The following is a 16566-nucleotide window of genomic DNA, read 5'->3' as shown; positions in this document are numbered from 1 at the left end:
GCTCTCAAGCAGATTTCCTGCGTTTCCGACCGGGTTGCAAGGGCACATGAACAGCTACTTTTTTTATAGCTACTCCCGCCCTTGGATATTGTGCAAAAGGCATTATTCATTGTTTTTTTATCCTTGAATCGATGCTTGACGGGCCTGAAGTGCCGGCAAGCGCCCGGCAGCAGGCTCCGGCGCCATTTCCGGCATTTCAGGAATTTCCAGCATTGTCCGGCTGCCGTTCGCCACCGGATGCGCCGGCAGCGTCAGGGTGGTCAGGGTTCCCTTTCCCGGTCCCGACTCAAACGCCACCTCGGCGCCAATGCCGCTGGCGCGCTCGCGCATGATCTTCAGGCCCACATGCGAAGGGCCGTTGCCGTGGCGGGTGTCAAAACCGATGCCGTCGTCGCGCACCATGAAGCGCCACTGCGCGCCCTTTACCACCGCCATCTCGACGCTGGTGGCGCGGGCATGCTTGCGCACGTTGGACAGCGCCTCCTGCATCACATGCAACACCTGCACCTGCACATCGGGCGGCAGCGGCAGGCCGTCGCCCTGAACACTCAAGTGGGTGGGCAGGCCGGTCTGGTGCTGGAACTTTTGCAGCGTTTCCTGCAGCGCCTGCACGATGTCGTCGGTGTTCGTGCGGGTGCGGAAATGCACCAGCAGTTCGCGCACGTCGCCGATGCTCTCGCGCAATCCGGTGTCGAGTTCATCGAGCGCCTGGTTCATCTGCTCAACCTGTCCTTTCTGCGATGCGCCGCGCAGCAGCTGCACCTGGATTTTCAGGAACACCAGCGACTGGGCAATCGAGTCATGCAATTCACGGGCCAGCATCGCGCGCTCCTCGGCCACCGCCGCTTCTCTGGCCAGCGCGGCGGCGCGCAGGCTTTCCAGCGCGCTCGCCAGGTGGCTGGCCAGCGCGTCAAGCAGTTCGGTTTCTTCGGCGTTCAGCGTGACGGCGCTGCGAAAGAACAGGTTGAATTCGCCCAGCAGGCGCTGGTGCAGCCGGATGGGCACGCTGACCACGCTTTGATAGCCTGCCTTGGCGCAGCGCCGAACCGGGATTTCATCGTGGTTCAGGATCGGGATCACGCGCGTCCGGGATTCGGTTTGCAGGTTGCCGCAGGCACAGGCGCCGGCCAGCAAGGTACGCTCTTCTTCAAGCATGTCCTGTGGAAAGCAGTCGGAGGCCAGCATCAGGTAGCGCTGGCTGGCGTCGTCCGACCAGCGGACAGCGCCGGCGTCGGCCTTCATCAGGGTGCGCACACGCTGGGCAAAGCCGCGCGCCAGTTCCTCAATGCTGCTGGCCTGGGCCAGAAAAGCGCTGACTTCATAAAGCGCCTCCAGCCGCACGTGCTGCGCCTCGATGTGCCGGGTCTTGGCCTCGACCTGGGACTCAAGCCCGTGGTACATCGACTCCAGGGTGCCGGCCATGCGGTTGAAGCCGGCCGCCACCTGGCCGAACTCGTCTTCGGTGTCGACCTCGATGCGGGTCGCGAACTCGCCGGACTCGACCTTGCCCAGGCCCTGGCGCAGCCGGCTCAAGGGACTGATCACATACAGGTAGCCGGTGTAAAGCATGACTACCGCTCCGGCGATGGCCAGCGCCATCATGGCGAACTGAAACAGGTTCAGAATCGCGGTCAACCGCGCCAGGTGCCGCTCAATCGCCATCACAAACTGGTCAATGGCCTCGACAAAATTGCCAGCCGTCTGCAGCGAAGCATCCACCGGAAGGGCCGGCACGGCCAGCCAGTGCTGGCGCTGCACCTGCCACAGCGACTCGACCACGGCAAATTGCTTGCGCACCTGGTCATCCCAGGGAACGAACAGCGGCCGGGACGCATCGCCGCTGCGCAATACCGACAGACTCTCTTCAAACTTGCCGACCAGGCGCTGCAGATCAGCGGGGGGCATTCCGGCATGCACGGCGCTGGTCAGGCGCCAGGTCTGCATGCGCATGCGCCCGGCTTCGTTCACGGCCGCCGCGCCGCCTTCAAGCTGCCAGGTCACCCACAAGGTCAGCCCGATGGAGGCCAGGGCAAGCAGCAGCAGGCTGGCGCCGATGCGCAGCAGCTTTTTCGAAAGAGAGGCGGTGTGCAGCATTCGGCTGGTTCCTGGCCCCGGCCGGCAAGGGGCTGGCAGAACAAGGCGCCCGCGACGGCAGGGCGCACTGTTCACTTGAAGTAAACCGCCATCCTGGATGAGCGGTGGCGGAAATGGCATCGGGATTGCACGCAGGCAAGCCCTGGGCTTGAACAAATTATGACCGGGCGGGCGCCTTAAAAAAACTGCAGACTGACAATTCATGCCTTTCAAGGCTACAGCGCATGAATAGCATGCGCAGACAGCTATCAAAATCAGAGCATTTCAGCCCACCATTCGGGCAGTTGCCATGCGCATTCAATGCGTGATGACCACCAGCGCGCTGCAGGGCGCGTGCTCGATCAGGGCCGTGGACACCGGCCTGCTTGGCCTGCTTGTACATAAGGTTGCCCATCGCGGTGCGCCTTCACGGATTGGTTGGCCCTGACATGCGAAATCCCGGGCATTGCGGCAAGGCCAAGTGTCAGCAGAACGCATGCCTGGCCAGGTTTTATGAGGGACAACGTTCATTGCAGGAGTTAACGCTCAGCCGCTTTCTTTCTCCCCCAGGCGACCTCTTGCGGAGGTCTTGCGCCCCGAAGCAGGCACCACTGAACCCGCCTTGCCCAGCCCGAAGGGCGGCATGTTGACGTAGACCGACTCGAAGCGGCCTGGCGAAATGCCGTAGGTTTCATGCCAGATGCCGACAGCGCCATTTGTGCCCACCGCTTGATTGAACGCTTTCCACGCCGGCAGATGCTCTGCTTCACGGTTCGTGGCGTAGGCCAGGAGCTGCTCCATCGAGCGCCAATACTGAACCATGAGCAGCGTGCGCGAAAACCAGTTTTCGGCATGCAGCAAGCCGAGTTCAGGCTGGCGCGTCAACTCCTTGATCATGCGCGGCATCGCAGCTGCCACCGGCAGCCATTGATGAACCCGCAAGGGACGGTTGATGCGCATGCCGATGAGAAACACGACAAACTCCCCAGGCAATTCGGCGGTGACGCGTTCACGGATGAGCATGTTGTGGGCTTTGACGCAAAAAATAACTGAGCTACAGGCTGAGTGGTGCTTGTCAGGTCAAGCAGTTTCGGGCCATTGGATTTGCACTTTGCGGCTATTGGCCAGACAGTCGCGCAGGTAGAGCTTAATCAGGCTCTGGTAGGGAACACCCGGCTCATCGGCCATGGCCTTGAAATACTCGACCACATCTTCTGACAGCCGCATCGTGACGGGCTTTTTCAGTCTGGATGAATAGGGGTTCTTGCGGGACTTCAGTTTGAAGAGATCGTATTCTGCTTTCGTGGGGTTGGCCTGCGGCCCTCGCCCGCGCTTAAGAACCGGCGCGCCCAGCATGTCTTGGGTCCACGCTGGATTGTCCGGGTCGTTAACCTTAGCCGAGGTTTTCTTTGGCAACTTGGTGGTCGTAGCGAGCTTCATGTTTTTCTGCCTTTCGCAGCGACATCACGTGAGGCGCTTTCGAGCGCTCGGTGTAAACCATCACTGCCGCAGGCCGCAAAATGTCTGGTTGAGCGAATGATTAGGCCGCGCCTTTGCAGCATTGGTCTACACGGGTTGGGCGGTGAACTTGACCCCAAGCGCGCGCGCAACTTTCATAACTGTCTCGAAGCGAGGTTTCGCGCCGGGAGCAAGCGCTTTGTAAAGGCTTTCTCTACCGAGGCCTGCATCCTTTGCGACTTGCGCCATGCCTTTAGCGCGAGCCACATCACTAAGGGCCAAGAGAAGGAGATCAGGATCGTTTGCTTCAAGCACAGCGGTCATGTACTCAGCAATGGCCTCATCGTCGTTCAAATATCGTGCGGCATCGAACTCGATAAGCTTCATTGGGGCGAGGGCTTTAGTCATAGATCATCTCCGAGTTCTGAGGCAAGCTTAACTGCGCGACGAATATCTCGCTTCTGAGTTGACTTATCGCCTGCGTTGAGTAAAACCACGATCACCCGGCCACGACGAACGAAGTACAACCGATAACCGGGCCCATAGTGAACACGCATTTCGGAAACTTCGCCTTCAATTGGCTGCCAGTCACCAAAACTGCCTCCCTCCACTTGCCGAAGGCGAGCAGCGATTCGAATCTGCGCCTTCTTGTCCTTAAGATCGTCAAGCCAGGCGACGAATTTTTCTGTTTGACGAACGGTAAACATGAGCGACTGTATTCAATCGGATACACGCAGTCAACATGCGTTTTCAGCGCGGCATAACGTTTGACATGAGCGGTCCGCGAAGGCCGCAGGCCGGAGCGTGTCCGCTCGATGGAAGGGTTAGAAATCATTTGGGCAGAAGCTCGTACTGGCTCATGAAGACGATCAAAGCTTCGGTGAGATCTTCGGCCAAACGTGGATTCGCTCTGTGATTCTTTCCAAATTCAAGTTGAATGGCGTCAATTCCTTCGGAGTGCTGGCTGCCGTAGGCAAAGACCATATGGCCGCCAGCGAATCGCGGGTCTTCACGCAACGTTTCGGCTCCTACCGCTGGATTGACTTGGTAGCCTTTTGTTGCCAAAACGCCGGTGATGCTCTTTTCGCCCTGAAGTGCCGACTGACCAAAGCGAGCGAGCAGAACCTTTGCCGTCAATCCTCCCCGTGTGCCACGGAACGTCGTGTTCGGATCATCTGACTGACCGTGTACGTCCACAAGAAGCGACCCGGCGGGGAATTGCAACTTGACTTCGGATGTAAAGGCACGAACTTGGTCGTGGTAAGCCCGATACGCTGGCAGCGCGTCCTGCGACTCCATGGCGTCTTGCTCTGCGCGGTTCGCGTCTAGGAACTTGCGACTGAACTTGGCAATGACAATGTACGGCCGCTTGCCCAGACGTTTTTCAAGGAGAGATGCAACGTTTTCAGCGAGCTCTCTGGTGCCAGCATCGCGAACCAGGGCGCCCTTGGTTCGAACTGGTAGTAAGCCCAAGAATTCGCCCCCATCGTGGGGGACGGTCAGGATAAGCGGCAATGTGCCCTTGGAGGAGGCAACCAGGCTCGATGGATCGTAGGCGTGCGAAATCTTTGGGATGAGGGTGACCAGGAACAGAGTGAGAAGTGCGCGACGCAACATGAGTGATGATTCCTAACGTAATGTCAACCGCAAGCTCTGCGGTATATATCGGCAACTGCAATGTATTCTGGACATGGAAACCTCCTGAAACTGACTTGCTTATTGGGTTTTTTGTAAATAGTCTGGGATTTCATACGGCTGTCAATACAACCATGAAACCCCGCAGCCCGCCTTTGCAATCGATCCGTTTGCTTGACCAGGTACGGGAGCGGATTGGCTGCTTGCACTGTAGCCTCGCCACCGAGAAGGTTTACCTGTACTGGTTGCGGTTTTTCGTTCGCTGGCGTGACCGCCACGGCACCATGAAGCATCCCCGCAAGATGGGCGCGCCGCAGGTCAAGGCTTACCTGACATGATGCGTTGACGATTACTCCTGATTTGATAGCTGCCTGCGCAGGCATTCATTGCGCTAGCGGCTCAAATGACTGGAATCCTGGGTGTTGCGCAGCCGCGTTGCCATTCCATGAAGCGCCGGGCAACCGCTCTTTCATTGCCTAATCGGCCGCTCGCGCAATGAATACCTGCGCAGGCAGCTATCAATAACAGAGCGTTCGTTCAGCCCGGAACTGAACCGCTGCGGCAGCGCTTTCCGGCCAGCACGCAGCCCCGCCCCGCTCTAGCCTCTGCCGCCCGGCCCCGCGCGGACAGCCGCCGAAGCCCCGGCCCGCGACGGCGCCGCGCACTGCTCGCACACCATGCCCGCCAGCCGGTGCAGCGCCTGCCAGCCGCTGGCCGGCCAGTCGGGCTGCTTCAGGCCCTTGACGATGCCATCGACCTTTTGCGCGGCATCGAGCAGTTTTGCCAATGCGGCATCGCTCATGCCGGGCAGCACGCGTTCATAGAGTTTTTCCTTGGCGCCCCAGACCCGGTTTTCGCGCAGCGCCATCGGCATGGGCCGGCCGGCCTGAATCGCGTCCTTGACCCGCTTCATGCTGCGGATGTCCTCGCTAAGGGCCCAGTGCACCAGCACTTCGGACTCGCCTTCGGATTGCAGGCCGTCAATCATTCGGGCGGCACGAATCGCCTGGCCGCCGAGCACGGCCTCGGACAGCTTGAACACGTCGTAGCGCGCCACATTGAGCACGGCGTTTTCCACCTGCTCAAAGCTCAAAACGCCATCGCCGGTGACCGGGTAGAGCAGCGCGAGCTTCTGGATTTCCTGATGCGCGGCCAGCAGGTTGCCCTCGACCCGGTCGGCAAAGAACTGCAGCGTGCGCTGGCCTTCCTCGCCGCCAGCCACGCGCTGGCCCTGCTGCTGCAGGCGCTGGGCGATCCACTGCGGCAGCATGCGGCGGTCGATCGGGTCGAACTTGACGGTCACGCCAAAGCTCTCTAACGCGCCAAACCAGGCGCCCTTGGTGGTCATGCCGTCCAGCCGGGGCAGCATCACCAGCGTCAGCGTGGAGTCGTCGCCCTGGGCGCGTTCGGCCAGTTGCTGCAGCGCCGCCGAGCCGTCCTTGCCCGGCTTGCCGCTGGGAATGCGGACTTCAACGATCTGTTTGTCGGCAAACAGGCTCAGCGAGCCACCGCTGGCCAGCACCTCGCTCCAGTCGAAATGCGCGCCTGCCACGGTATGCACGGTGCGCTCGGTGTGGCCTTGCTGGCGCGCCGCGGCGCGCAGCGCATCGGCAAACTCCTGCAGCAGCAGCGGTTCGTCGCCATGCAGGGTGTAGAGGCTCCTCAAGCCGCGCTTGAGGTGTTCGGACAGTTGGGCAGGAGCCAGTTGCATAGTGGAGCAATTCTAGGAGAGTCGGTAAGTCTCTAGATGAATACTGGTTTCGGTGTTGCTGATGCCCTTGAGCAGGCGGATGCGCTCCAGCACCTTGGCCAACGCCTGCAGATTTTCGGCGCGGAGTTCGGCCAGCAGGTCCCAGCGGCCGTTGGTGTCATGCAGCGTGGCCACGCCCGGCTCGCCGAGCAGGCTGGCGATCACGGTCCGCGTCTGGTTGCCTTCGACCGCAATGCTCATCCAGGCCTTGATTTCATTGCGCTGCACATCGGGCCGCAGGCGCGCGGTGTAGCCGACGATGACGCTGTCGTCTTCGAGCTTGCGAAGCCGGTTGGTGACCGTGCCGCGTGAAACCCCCAGCCGGCTGGCCAGCGTCGCCACGGAAAGGCGCGCATCCTGGCGCAAAAGGGCTATGAGCTGGTGGTCGGTTTCATCCATTTTGATATTTTAGGCTGCCATAACGGCAACAAACTGGCAATTTGCAAGCATTTGTGGCACTTGTGATTGCCTTGGCTCGGAAAGACACTGGTGCATCTTTTCCAAACCCGCGCGAGGCCCGCATGCAACATCCCACTCCAACCTGCCAGGAAACGCTTTTCCTGAGCCCCGCCGATGTGGCCGCCATGGTCCGCAAGCAAGGCATGGTCCCTACGCTGCGCGGCATGACGGCGTGCATCGAGCAGGATTTTTTGCGCTGGAGCCACTTTGACAAGTCGGCCCGCCTGGCCAGCCATTCGCCGGGTGGCGTGATCGAACTCATGCCGATTGCCGATGCCGGCCACTACAGCTTCAAATACGTCAACGGCCATCCGAAAAACACGGCGCAGGGCTTGCCCACCGTCATGGCGTTCGGGGTTCTGGCCGATGTCGCCACGGGCATGCCGATACTGCTCAGTGAACTGACGCTGGCCACCGCCTTGCGCACCGCCGCCACCTCGGCGCTGGCGGCGCGCGCTCTGGCCCGGCCTGAAAGCCGCGTGATGGCGCTGATCGGCAACGGCGCGCAAAGCGAGTTCCAGGCGCTGGCGTTTCACCATTTGCGTGGCATCGAGGAAATCCGCCTCTACGACACCGATGCCGCCGCCACCGCCAAACTGATGCGCAACCTGCAGGCGAATCCGGATGCCGCAGGCCTGCACCTGCGGGCCTGCGCCAGCAGCCTGGAGGCCGTGCGTGGCGCGGACATCGTGACCACCGTCACCGCCGACAAGACCCAGGCAGCCATCATCACCGCCGGCATGCTCAGTCCCGGCACCCACCTGAACGCGGTCGGCGGCGACTGCCCCGGCAAGACCGAAATCCACCCCGAGGTACTGGCCGCCGCCAAAGTCTTCGTCGAGTACGAGCCGCAAACCCGCGCGGAAGGCGATTTGCAACAGATGCCGTCCGGCTTTGCCGTCACCGAACTGTGGCAGGTGCTGGCAGGCCATGCGGCGGGCCGGGGCAGCGCCGCGCAGGTCACGGTGTTTGACTCGGTCGGCTTTGCGCTTGAGGATTTCTCGGCGCTGCGCTATCTTTACGCCCAGGCCCGGTTGCTCGGACTGGGCCAGAGCCTTCCCCTGATTCCCCGGCTTGACGATCCCAAGGACCTTTACCAGCTTCTCAAGCCGGCCATTCTGAACAGCAAGGCGCCCATGAAACAAATTACCCACAACACCGAATCGATGACCACATGACCCAGCACATCCGACTGATAGGCGCACCTACCGACGTTGGCGCGGGCACGCGCGGCGCCTCGATGGGTCCGGAAGCGTTCCGCGTGGCCGGCCTGCAGCCGACGCTGGAAAGCCACGGCCTCCGCGTCACCGACCAGGGCAACCTGAGCGGACCGGCCAACCCTTGGCAATCGCCCGTCAGCGGCTACCGCCACCTGGTCGAGGTCGCGGCCTGGAACCATGCGGTTCACGAAGCGGTGCACGCGGCGCTGGAAGGCGGCGACATGCCGGTGCTGCTGGGCGGCGACCACTGCCTGGCGATTGGCTCGATCAGCGCGGTGGCCCGCTACTGCCGCCAGCGCGGCAAGAAGCTGCGCGTGCTGTGGCTCGACGCGCACACCGACTTCAACACCGACGCGCTGACGCCGACCGGCAACACGCATGGCATGCCGGTGGCGGTGCTGTGCGGCCATGGGCCGGCCGAACTGACCGGCATTGGCGGGCTGTCGCCGGCGATTGAGCCTTCGGCCATCCGCCAGATCGGCATCCGCAGCGTGGACGCCGGTGAAAAACGCTTTGTCAGTGAATCAGGGCTGGAAGTGTTCGACATGCGCTACATCGACGAAATGGGCATGAAGCGCACCATGGAGGCGGCGCTGGCCGGCATGGACGACGACACGCACCTGCATGTGAGCTTTGACGTGGACTTTCTGGACGCCAGTTTCGCGCCCGGTGTCGGAACGGCGGTCAAGGGCGGCCCCACCTACCGCGAAGCCCAGCTGTGCATGGAAATGATTGCCGACACCGGCCGCATGGCATCGCTTGACGTGATGGAACTCAACCCTGCGCTTGACGTGCGCAATGCCACGGCCGAAGTGGCGCTGGATTTGATCGAAAGCCTGTTCGGCAAAAGCACGCTGATGCGCTAGGGTTAGCGCGAAACCTCCCGGCTCTTTCATCACGGCGAGCGGGTCGTTCAATGGCTATACGCTACTGAATTCATAGCTGCTTGCGCATACTAAACCTGCGCCAGAGGTCTATTTGATACTGAAAATCCTCACGGCGTGACGCACCAGGGCGCGGTATCGTGCGCCAGCCCCATCCACAAGGCCCAGCCAGAAGTCGCAGCCAATGCCAGCCCGGCCAGGCGAATTCCCCATTCACCGCTGCCGCCGCCGCGCAAGCGCAACAGCAGCCAGGGGCCGATCAGCAGGGACACGCTGCTGCCCAGGGCAAACAGCGCCATGGTCAGCGCGCCATCGAGCGGACCGCCGCTGAGGGCCGCCACCAGCACCGCCGAGTACAGCAAGCCGCAGGGCATGAAGGCCCAAAGTGCGCCAATGGCCAGCGGCGCGCCCCGGCCCCAGGACGCATTGAAAGCCCTGACCCGACTCCAGACGCTGCGCGCGGTGCTGTCGAGCCAGACAGGCTGGCGGGCCAGCACGACCAGCATCAGTCCCATCATCATCACGGCCACATGAAACAGCGTCCAGACCGGGCGCATGACCGCCGTCTGAGTGGTCAGCCATCCGAGGCCCTGCATCGACGCTGCCGCTACCGCGCCGAGCGCCGAATAACTGGCCAGCCGGCCGGCCTGGAAGCTCCAGAGAGCTGAAGTCTTGCGCGCGCCGGCCGCGTTGCCGATACCCGCACAGGCTGCGCCGCACATGGCGACGCAGTGCGGCCCACCGGCCAGTCCCATCAGTAAGGCCGTCATGGCCAGCGAAGTTTGCATCAGAGCGTTCTAAATGATCCGGGAAAACCTTGCACGCGTACGGTCAGCCTGAAGGTAACGGTCAAAGACCATGGCTACACCCCGCACCACATACCAGCCCATCGCCGTCACCTGAAGGCCGGTGTCGCTAACCTCCACCACGCCCTGCGCCTGCATGGCGCAAAGCTGCTCCAGTTCGGCGGCAAAATAACTTTTGAAATCAATCAAAAACCCCAGTTCAATCGACTCGAACTCCAACTGGCCCTGGCACAGCAGCGCCATGATGACACTGCGCCGCACCAGGTCGTCGCGGGACAGCGCCAGCCCCCGCACGACGGGCAATTGCCCTTGGTCCAGGTGGTCGTAATACTCTTCCAGGGTCCTGGAATTCTGGCTGTAAGCTGCGCCTACCTTGCCAATGGCCGAGACCCCCAGGCCGATCAGGTCGCAGTCGGGCTGGATGCTATAACCCTGGAAATTGCGGTGCAGGCGGCCTTGGCGTTTGGCAACCGCCAGCGCATCGTCAGGCAGGGCAAAGTAATCCATGCCGACGTGCACATAACCGGCATCCTGAAAAGCCGAAAGAGTGTGCGACAACATGGAGAGCCTAGCGCTGGCGCCAGGCAGTTCAGCCGCATCAATCCGGCGTTGCGGCTTGAAACGCTGGGGCAGATGGGCGTAGGCATACAGGGCGATTCGGTCCGGCCGCAGTTGCAGGACCTGCGCCAGCGTGCGGTCAAACGACTCCGGCGTTTGTCGCGGCAGCCCGTGGATCAGGTCAATACTGACAGATTCAAAACCCCTCAGACGCGCGGCTTCGACCAATGAAAAAACCTGCTCGGCAGGCTGGATGCGATGGACCGCTTTTTGCACCGCCGGATCGAAATCCTGGACCCCGAAGCTCAGCCGGTTAAATCCCAGTTCCGCCAGCGTGGCAAGTCGCGCGGGATCAACGGTTCGTGGATCGACTTCAATGGAATACTCTCCGCCCGGTGCAAACTGGAAACTACGCCGCAGCATGGCCATCAACTGGCGCAGTTCGCCATCATTTAGAAAGGTAGGGCTTCCGCCGCCCAGATCGAGCAGGCTGACCGCTTGACCCGTGCCCAGATGGGCAGTGTACAAATCAAGCTCGCGACCAAGGTAGCGCAGATAAGTTTCACCGCGCTCATGGTGTTTGGTGATGATCTTGTGGCAGGTACAGTAATAGCAAAGCGATTCGCAAAAAGGAATGTGCACGTAAAGCGACAGCGGCAACCGCATGGCAGCCGCCCCGTTTCGGCGCTGCGCGAGTGCCTGCGCTAGCTGTTCGGACGTGAAGGCCTCCACGAAGCGGTCTGTCGTCGGATATGAGGTGTAACGGTGCCCCAGAGCATCGAAACGGCCTATCAGTTCGTGAATGGGGATGGGCATACAATCTGCTGCAGGTACGTTTGCGACGGTTCCTTGAACGCGCACCCGCGGCTACGGAGCAGGCACAGCCAATGTATCGTGAAGTTCGCCTTGTTTGTTTGACATATGTCAGCGGTCAGCATGTCTAAAACCATGTAACGAACCCTCGTGAGGAGAATGTCATGTTTGAGGTTACACCAGAGTCCATGGGGACGGGCAAGCGCGGAGAAGCCTCAAGCGACGCCAGACTCCAGCCCATCAATCCTGCCGCCATAAAAGTTGCATGCTCCAATTGCAACCTTCGTGAACTCTGCATGCCCATGGGCCTGAAGGCCGATGAGATGGACAGGATCGAGGAAGTGGTGGCTGTACGTCGTAAGGTCAAACGCGGCGGCCGCCTGTACAGCAACGGTGAAAAATTCACGTCCCTGTTTGCCATCCGCACCGGCTTTTTCAAAACATGCATTACCACCGAAGACGGTCGTAATCAGGTTACCGGTTTTCAGATGGCTGGAGAGATCATCGGTCTGGACGGCATCGTCAGGGAACACCACACCTGCGACGCTGTAGCGCTGGAAGACGCTGAAGTGTGCGTGATGCCGTTTGACCGCATCGAAGAGTTGTCCAGGGAAGTTGTATCGCTTCAACGCCATGTGCACAAGATCATGAGCCGCGAGATCGTTCGTGAACATGGCGTGATGCTGCTGCTGGGCAGCATGCGCGCAGAGGAGCGCCTGGCCGCCTTTTTACTCAATCTGGTCCAGCGACTCCATGCTCGCGGCTTCTCGCAATCCGAACTTCTGTTGCGCATGACGCGAGAGGAAATCGGCAGCTACCTAGGCTTGAAGCTCGAAACGGTCAGCCGAACTTTTTCAAAATTCGTCGAAGACAAAATTGTGGAAGTCAAGCAGCGCCATGTGCGCATCCTTGATACCGAAGCGCTCAAACTGATCGTGAACAACAACCAGAAAACCTGCTGACACTGAAATTTTTCTGTGTGGGCTGACTGACAAACGTTTTAATTTGCCTTCACTTCTTTGGCACCGCTTTCGAGCCGACCATCTGCGGCCAATTCGCGACGATTTACTTCGAATGGCGACATGGCAAGCAGGGTCGTCAAGGCACTCGACACCATGGTCAGCAGCCAGAATACAAAAAAAGCCAGCGTATAGACGGCGTCCCGAGACAACGCCAGAGGCTGGCCGAACCAATGCAGGCTTTGCGGATCAACCAGGGCAAACACCAGCATCTCTATCACGCCCGCCACCAGAAAGGCAGGCCATGCAATCCACATCATTCGTTGGGCCAGCATAGAATTTAAATCTTTCTTGCAACTTGAGGACTGAATGGACGGATCCTTACCGAATTTCCTTCACTTTTCAAGGCTCGGCAGGCACCTGGACACCTGTGGCCGCATGATTTCGGGCCTGCATCGCTGGCGCCATGTTGGTGGAGGATGCCTCCCGATCCGCTGCAACCGACCGCGTTGCCTGACCGTAGCTGGTCACGACAGGATCGGGAACCTTGATGGCCAGGTACAAGGTGATGAATGAGGCGACGATCACTACGGCGGGTCCTGCGAAAACCATCCACACATGCCCAAATTTCCACCAGGGTTGTCCGTGTTCTTCGTTCATGATATTTCCATTGTTATATGTTAGCGGGGCACCAGAAATACCGACTTCTCGACCACGCGTCCAGGCGAGTTGACAGCCTCGATTTCAAAGTGGATTTCATGCGAGCCTGGACTTGCAGCCTCGTACGGCAATTGCAGGGTAATAGGAACCCCGCGCGCTTGGGTTGCATCGACAGTGAGTGTGCCTTCGGAGGCTAGCATCAGACCCGGCAAGCCTGTGGCGGTAATGCGGTAATGCTGGGTGGTTTCGGTCGCATTCATCACTTGCAGGCGATAAACATTTTCGATCTTTCCGCCGCTGACGATACGCGCCAGCGAAGCACGGTCACGAATCACGTCGACCTTGAATGGGGAGCGCAACGCCAAACTAATGAACAAGGCGGCAGTAACGCCCAGCAAGATGGCCGTGTAGACCAGCACCCTGGGGCGGAATATGCGACGCAAAAGCTGCGATCTGCCCCAGCCCTGTACCACCGCATTCTGTGTTGAATAGCGAATCAGGCCGCGCGGATAGTTCATTTTGTCCATCACGGTATCGCACACATCGATGCACGCCGCGCAACTGATGCACTCGTATTGCAGACCTTTGCGGATGTCGATCCCCGTCGGGCAGACCTGGACACAAAGTGTGCAGTCAATGCAGGAACCCAAGTTCAGGGCAGTCGGATCGGCCTTCTTGGAACGAGATCCGCGGGGTTCACCGCGCGCCTCGTCATAGGTGACAATCAATGTGTCCTTGTCAAACATCGCGCTCTGAAACCGGGCATACGGACACATGTACTTGCAGACCTGCTCGCGCATGTAGCCTGCATTGCCATACGTGGCGAATCCATAAAAGAAAACCCAGAAGGTTTCCCACGGGCCCATGCCTGCATTGATGAAACTGACGCTTAGTTCCTTGATAGGCGTGAAATAACCGACAAAGGTAAACCCCGTCCACAAGGCCAGAGCAATCCACAAAAACTGCTTGCTGGCCTTGCGTGCCAACTTGTTGACGGACATGGAGCTTGCATCAAGTCGCAGGCGTGCCGAGCGGTCGCCTTCGGTGATTTTTTCAAGCCAGAGAAAGATTTCGGTGTATACCGTCTGCGGACAGGCATAACCGCACCACTGGCGACCGGCCACAGCCGTGAACAAGAACAGCGCCAATGCCGAAATGACCAAGATGCCCGAGAGGTAAATGAAATCCTGCGGGTAAAGAACCAGACCAAGAATATAGAAACGCCGTGCTTCCAGATCAAACAATACGGCTTGGCGCTGACCCCATTCCAGCCACGGAAGGCCGTAGAAGACTAGCTGGGTGATAAAAACCGTGGCCCAGCGCCACTTTGAAAAAAATCCCGTGACGCTACGTGGATAAATTTTCTTCTGAGCTTGATAAATGCTGCCAGTCTCACCATCGCCAGTTGCTGACGCGGCCTGCAACTGCTCTCCGGCCATTACCGTGATGGGAATGACTTTTCGAGGAGTTGGCTTTAAATTATCCACAAGTACTACTCCATGCAAAGCCCCAGTAGAAGCCTTGCCGGGTAAAAGATCAATTCAGCGCTACTGCGCCTGGCTTGTTTGACAAGCTCCAAACATACGATGCCAGAACACGAATCTGGGATTCGGTCAGTTTGTCCTTTTGCGCAGGCATCTGGTTTACCTTGCCATTATTGATCATGGCCACGATTGCGTTTTCACCCCATCCGTGTAGCCAGATATCGTCGGTCAGGTTAGGAGCACCGATGGCTTGGTTGCCTTTTCCATCCACACCATGGCAGGCCGCGCAGGCACCGAACTTACTTTTCCCGAGGGAAGCCTTGACCGAGTCGTGTGGGCTGCCTGACATGCTCAGAACATATTGAGCCACGTTGCGCACATCATCCGGGGTTCCTACGGCGGCAGCCATGGGGGGCATGTTGCCAATGCGTCCTCCGACCAAGGTTTCAACAATCTTGTCGGGTGTGCCGCCATGCAGCCAGTCCTTGTCCGAAAGATTTGGGAATCCCTTGCTGCCACGGGCATCTGATCCGTGGCATTGCGAACAGTTGTTCATGAACAAACGCTCGCCAATCGCCATGGCTTGAGGATCGCTTGCCACATCTTCGGGCTTCATGCTGTTGAACCTGGCGTACAGTGGCTCAACTTCTTTGTTGCCTTTGGCCACTTCGGCTTCGTACTGGCCAACCTGGCTCCAGCCAAACTTGCCGGCGAAGTTGCCAAGGCCGGGATACATGGCAAGGTAAGCCAGCCCAAAAATCACGGTAATGATGAACAGCCACACCCACCAGCGTGGCAATGGGTTGTTCATCTCGCGCAGGTCGCCGTCCCAAACGTGCCCGGTCGTATTGTCGTTGGCGGTCATGGCCTTGGCCTTGCCGCTGAACCATAGCAGCAGCAAGCAGGCAAAGATGCCGATCAGCGAAATGCCAGTCACGTAGACCGACCAGAAATTACTGGTGAAATCGCTCATTTTTTTCTTCCTTGTCCAGTTCTTGGGAGCTGTGGGTCTTCGTCTTGTTCAAAGGGCAGTTGGGCTGCCTCGTCGAAGCCCTTGGCATTGCGGCTAGACCACGCCCACACGACGATTCCGATGAAGACGAGAAAAGTGGCCACCGTTACGATGGACCTGAGTGTGTTGATTTCCATGATCGTCTGCCTTCGTCGGCTTATTTGCGGTGAATTCCGAGCACCTGCAGATAGGCGATGACGGCTTCAATCTCGGTTTTCCCTTTGACATCGGTAGCCGCCGACGCAATCTGCTCGTCAGTGTAGGGCGTGCCCACCGTGCGCAGTCCCTGCATGTGGGTTTTGATCGAAGTGTCGTCAACGATGTTTTTCATCAGCCATGGGTAGGCAGGCATGTTTGATTCGGGAACCAAATCACGCGGATTGTTCAGGTGAATCCGGTGCCATTCATCGCTGTACTTGCCACCTACCCGCGCCAGGTCCGGACCCGTTCGCTTGCTGCCCCACTGAAAGGGATGGTCATAGACGGACTCGCCGGCAACTGAGTAAGGACCGTAACGCAGCGTTTCGGCGCGGAAGGGGCGGATCATTTGCGAGTGGCAGTTGTAGCAGCCTTCGCGCTGATAAATGTCTCGCCCGATGACCTGCAGCGCGGTGTAGGGCTGCAGCCCCTTGATGGGCTCGGTCGTCGACTTCTGGAAAAACAGCGGCACAATCTCCACCAAGCCGCCAACAGAGAGCACAAGCAAAATCAGCACGATCATCAGGAAGTTGTTGGTTTCGACCTTCTCGTGAGAAATGCCACCGCTCGATTTTTGATTAGCCATGTTGTTGTTTT

20 protein-coding genes are annotated in these 16566 nt (G+C 59.4%); 4 read left to right on the top strand and 16 right to left on the bottom strand.

Going from position 1 to position 16566, the window contains the following annotated elements; genetic code table 11:
- Nucleotides 1-117: 117 nt before the first annotated feature.
- The 6 genes from ACP7AD_RS14885 to ACP7AD_RS14860 all read right to left on the bottom strand — a co-directional run bounded on the left by ACP7AD_RS14885 (nucleotide 118) and on the right by ACP7AD_RS14860 (nucleotide 5148).
- Nucleotides 118-2094: a type IV pili methyl-accepting chemotaxis transducer N-terminal domain-containing protein gene (locus ACP7AD_RS14885; RefSeq protein ID WP_426148529.1), complete on the bottom strand. Its 1977-nt coding sequence runs from the start codon at nucleotides 2092-2094 to the stop codon at nucleotides 118-120.
- Between the two features lie 525 nt (nucleotides 2095-2619).
- Nucleotides 2620-3096 (bottom strand): DUF4188 domain-containing protein, encoded by a 477-nt coding sequence (locus ACP7AD_RS14880; RefSeq protein WP_426148528.1) that lies wholly within the window; start codon nucleotides 3094-3096, stop codon nucleotides 2620-2622.
- A gap of 57 nt (nucleotides 3097-3153) precedes the next feature.
- Complete coding sequence (locus ACP7AD_RS14875; RefSeq protein WP_426148527.1) at nucleotides 3154-3513, bottom strand: BrnA antitoxin family protein; 360 nt, start codon at nucleotides 3511-3513, stop codon at nucleotides 3154-3156.
- A gap of 126 nt (nucleotides 3514-3639) precedes the next feature.
- On the bottom strand, nucleotides 3640-3939 hold the full coding sequence (locus tag ACP7AD_RS14870; RefSeq protein WP_426148526.1) for an addiction module antidote protein: 300 nt from the start codon (nucleotides 3937-3939) through the stop codon (nucleotides 3640-3642).
- The gene (locus ACP7AD_RS14865; RefSeq protein ID WP_426148525.1) at nucleotides 3936-4238 is read right to left on the bottom strand and encodes a type II toxin-antitoxin system RelE/ParE family toxin; all 303 of its coding nucleotides are present in this window, start codon (nucleotides 4236-4238) and stop codon (nucleotides 3936-3938) included. The genes ACP7AD_RS14870 and ACP7AD_RS14865 overlap by 4 nt, the downstream gene beginning before the upstream one ends.
- 124 nt (nucleotides 4239-4362) lie before the next feature.
- Nucleotides 4363-5148 carry a hypothetical protein gene (locus ACP7AD_RS14860; protein ID WP_426148524.1) on the bottom strand — a complete coding sequence of 262 codons (786 nt, stop codon included), beginning with the start codon at nucleotides 5146-5148 and terminating at the stop codon, nucleotides 4363-4365.
- Between the two features lie 5 nt (nucleotides 5149-5153).
- On the opposite strand from ACP7AD_RS14860, the gene ACP7AD_RS14855 reads away from it, so the two are divergent.
- On the top strand, nucleotides 5154-5504 hold the full coding sequence (locus ACP7AD_RS14855) for a phage integrase N-terminal SAM-like domain-containing protein (RefSeq protein WP_426166192.1): 351 nt from the start codon (nucleotides 5154-5156) through the stop codon (nucleotides 5502-5504).
- Nucleotides 5505-5764: 260 nt separating this feature from the next.
- On the opposite strand, the gene holA is transcribed toward ACP7AD_RS14855, so the two are convergent.
- Together holA and ACP7AD_RS14845 are read right to left on the bottom strand one after the other, a co-directional pair.
- Nucleotides 5765-6877 carry a DNA polymerase III subunit delta gene (holA, locus tag ACP7AD_RS14850; RefSeq protein WP_426148522.1) on the bottom strand — a complete coding sequence of 371 codons (1113 nt, stop codon included), beginning with the start codon at nucleotides 6875-6877 and terminating at the stop codon, nucleotides 5765-5767.
- A gap of 12 nt (nucleotides 6878-6889) precedes the next feature.
- Nucleotides 6890-7315 carry an Lrp/AsnC family transcriptional regulator gene (locus tag ACP7AD_RS14845; protein ID WP_426148521.1) on the bottom strand — a complete coding sequence of 142 codons (426 nt, stop codon included), beginning with the start codon at nucleotides 7313-7315 and terminating at the stop codon, nucleotides 6890-6892.
- A gap of 122 nt (nucleotides 7316-7437) precedes the next feature.
- Between ACP7AD_RS14845 and ACP7AD_RS14840 the strand changes: the two genes are divergently transcribed.
- The gene (locus ACP7AD_RS14840; protein WP_426148520.1) at nucleotides 7438-8553 is read left to right on the top strand and encodes an ornithine cyclodeaminase; all 1116 of its coding nucleotides are present in this window, start codon (nucleotides 7438-7440) and stop codon (nucleotides 8551-8553) included.
- Complete coding sequence (gene rocF, locus ACP7AD_RS14835; protein ID WP_426148519.1) at nucleotides 8550-9461, top strand: arginase; 912 nt, start codon at nucleotides 8550-8552, stop codon at nucleotides 9459-9461. The genes ACP7AD_RS14840 and rocF overlap by 4 nt, the downstream gene beginning before the upstream one ends.
- 128 nt (nucleotides 9462-9589) lie before the next feature.
- Here rocF and ACP7AD_RS14830 read toward each other — a convergent pair whose 3' ends face one another.
- A complete protein-coding gene (locus tag ACP7AD_RS14830) occupies nucleotides 9590-10267 on the bottom strand; it encodes a sulfite exporter TauE/SafE family protein (protein ID WP_426148518.1) in 678 nt (225 codons plus the stop codon).
- A gap of 9 nt (nucleotides 10268-10276) precedes the next feature.
- Nucleotides 10277-11659 carry an oxygen-independent coproporphyrinogen III oxidase gene (gene hemN / locus ACP7AD_RS14825; protein WP_426148517.1) on the bottom strand — a complete coding sequence of 461 codons (1383 nt, stop codon included), beginning with the start codon at nucleotides 11657-11659 and terminating at the stop codon, nucleotides 10277-10279.
- A 236-nt stretch (nucleotides 11660-11895) separates the two neighbouring features.
- Here hemN and fnr point away from each other — a divergent pair, with 236 nt between their 5' ends.
- Nucleotides 11896-12618 (top strand): fumarate/nitrate reduction transcriptional regulator Fnr, encoded by a 723-nt coding sequence (gene fnr, locus ACP7AD_RS14820; RefSeq protein ID WP_426148560.1) that lies wholly within the window; start codon nucleotides 11896-11898, stop codon nucleotides 12616-12618.
- Between the two features lie 38 nt (nucleotides 12619-12656).
- Here fnr and ACP7AD_RS14815 read toward each other — a convergent pair whose 3' ends face one another.
- From ACP7AD_RS14815 to ccoO, 6 genes are all read right to left on the bottom strand, one after another.
- Nucleotides 12657-12950: a hypothetical protein gene (locus ACP7AD_RS14815; RefSeq protein WP_426148516.1), complete on the bottom strand. Its 294-nt coding sequence runs from the start codon at nucleotides 12948-12950 to the stop codon at nucleotides 12657-12659.
- A 67-nt stretch (nucleotides 12951-13017) separates the two neighbouring features.
- Nucleotides 13018-13275: a nitrogen fixation protein FixH gene (locus ACP7AD_RS14810; RefSeq protein ID WP_426148515.1), complete on the bottom strand. Its 258-nt coding sequence runs from the start codon at nucleotides 13273-13275 to the stop codon at nucleotides 13018-13020.
- Nucleotides 13276-13295: 20 nt separating this feature from the next.
- The gene (gene ccoG / locus ACP7AD_RS14805) at nucleotides 13296-14762 is read right to left on the bottom strand and encodes a cytochrome c oxidase accessory protein CcoG (RefSeq protein WP_426148514.1); all 1467 of its coding nucleotides are present in this window, start codon (nucleotides 14760-14762) and stop codon (nucleotides 13296-13298) included.
- A 49-nt stretch (nucleotides 14763-14811) separates the two neighbouring features.
- A complete protein-coding gene (ccoP, locus tag ACP7AD_RS14800) occupies nucleotides 14812-15732 on the bottom strand; it encodes a cytochrome-c oxidase, cbb3-type subunit III (RefSeq protein ID WP_426148513.1) in 921 nt (306 codons plus the stop codon).
- The gene (locus tag ACP7AD_RS14795) at nucleotides 15729-15908 is read right to left on the bottom strand and encodes a cbb3-type cytochrome oxidase subunit 3 (RefSeq protein WP_426148512.1); all 180 of its coding nucleotides are present in this window, start codon (nucleotides 15906-15908) and stop codon (nucleotides 15729-15731) included. Before ACP7AD_RS14795 ends, ccoP begins: the two co-directional genes overlap by 4 nt.
- 20 nt (nucleotides 15909-15928) lie before the next feature.
- Nucleotides 15929-16555: a cytochrome-c oxidase, cbb3-type subunit II gene (gene ccoO, locus ACP7AD_RS14790; RefSeq protein ID WP_426148511.1), complete on the bottom strand. Its 627-nt coding sequence runs from the start codon at nucleotides 16553-16555 to the stop codon at nucleotides 15929-15931.
- Nucleotides 16556-16566 lie beyond the last annotated feature (11 nt).

This window comes from Polaromonas sp. DSP2-3-2b2, from assembly GCF_049895905.1.
Taxonomy (GTDB): domain Bacteria; phylum Pseudomonadota; class Gammaproteobacteria; order Burkholderiales; family Burkholderiaceae_C; genus Polaromonas.
This window is presented reverse-complemented; position numbering and strand designations above follow the sequence as displayed.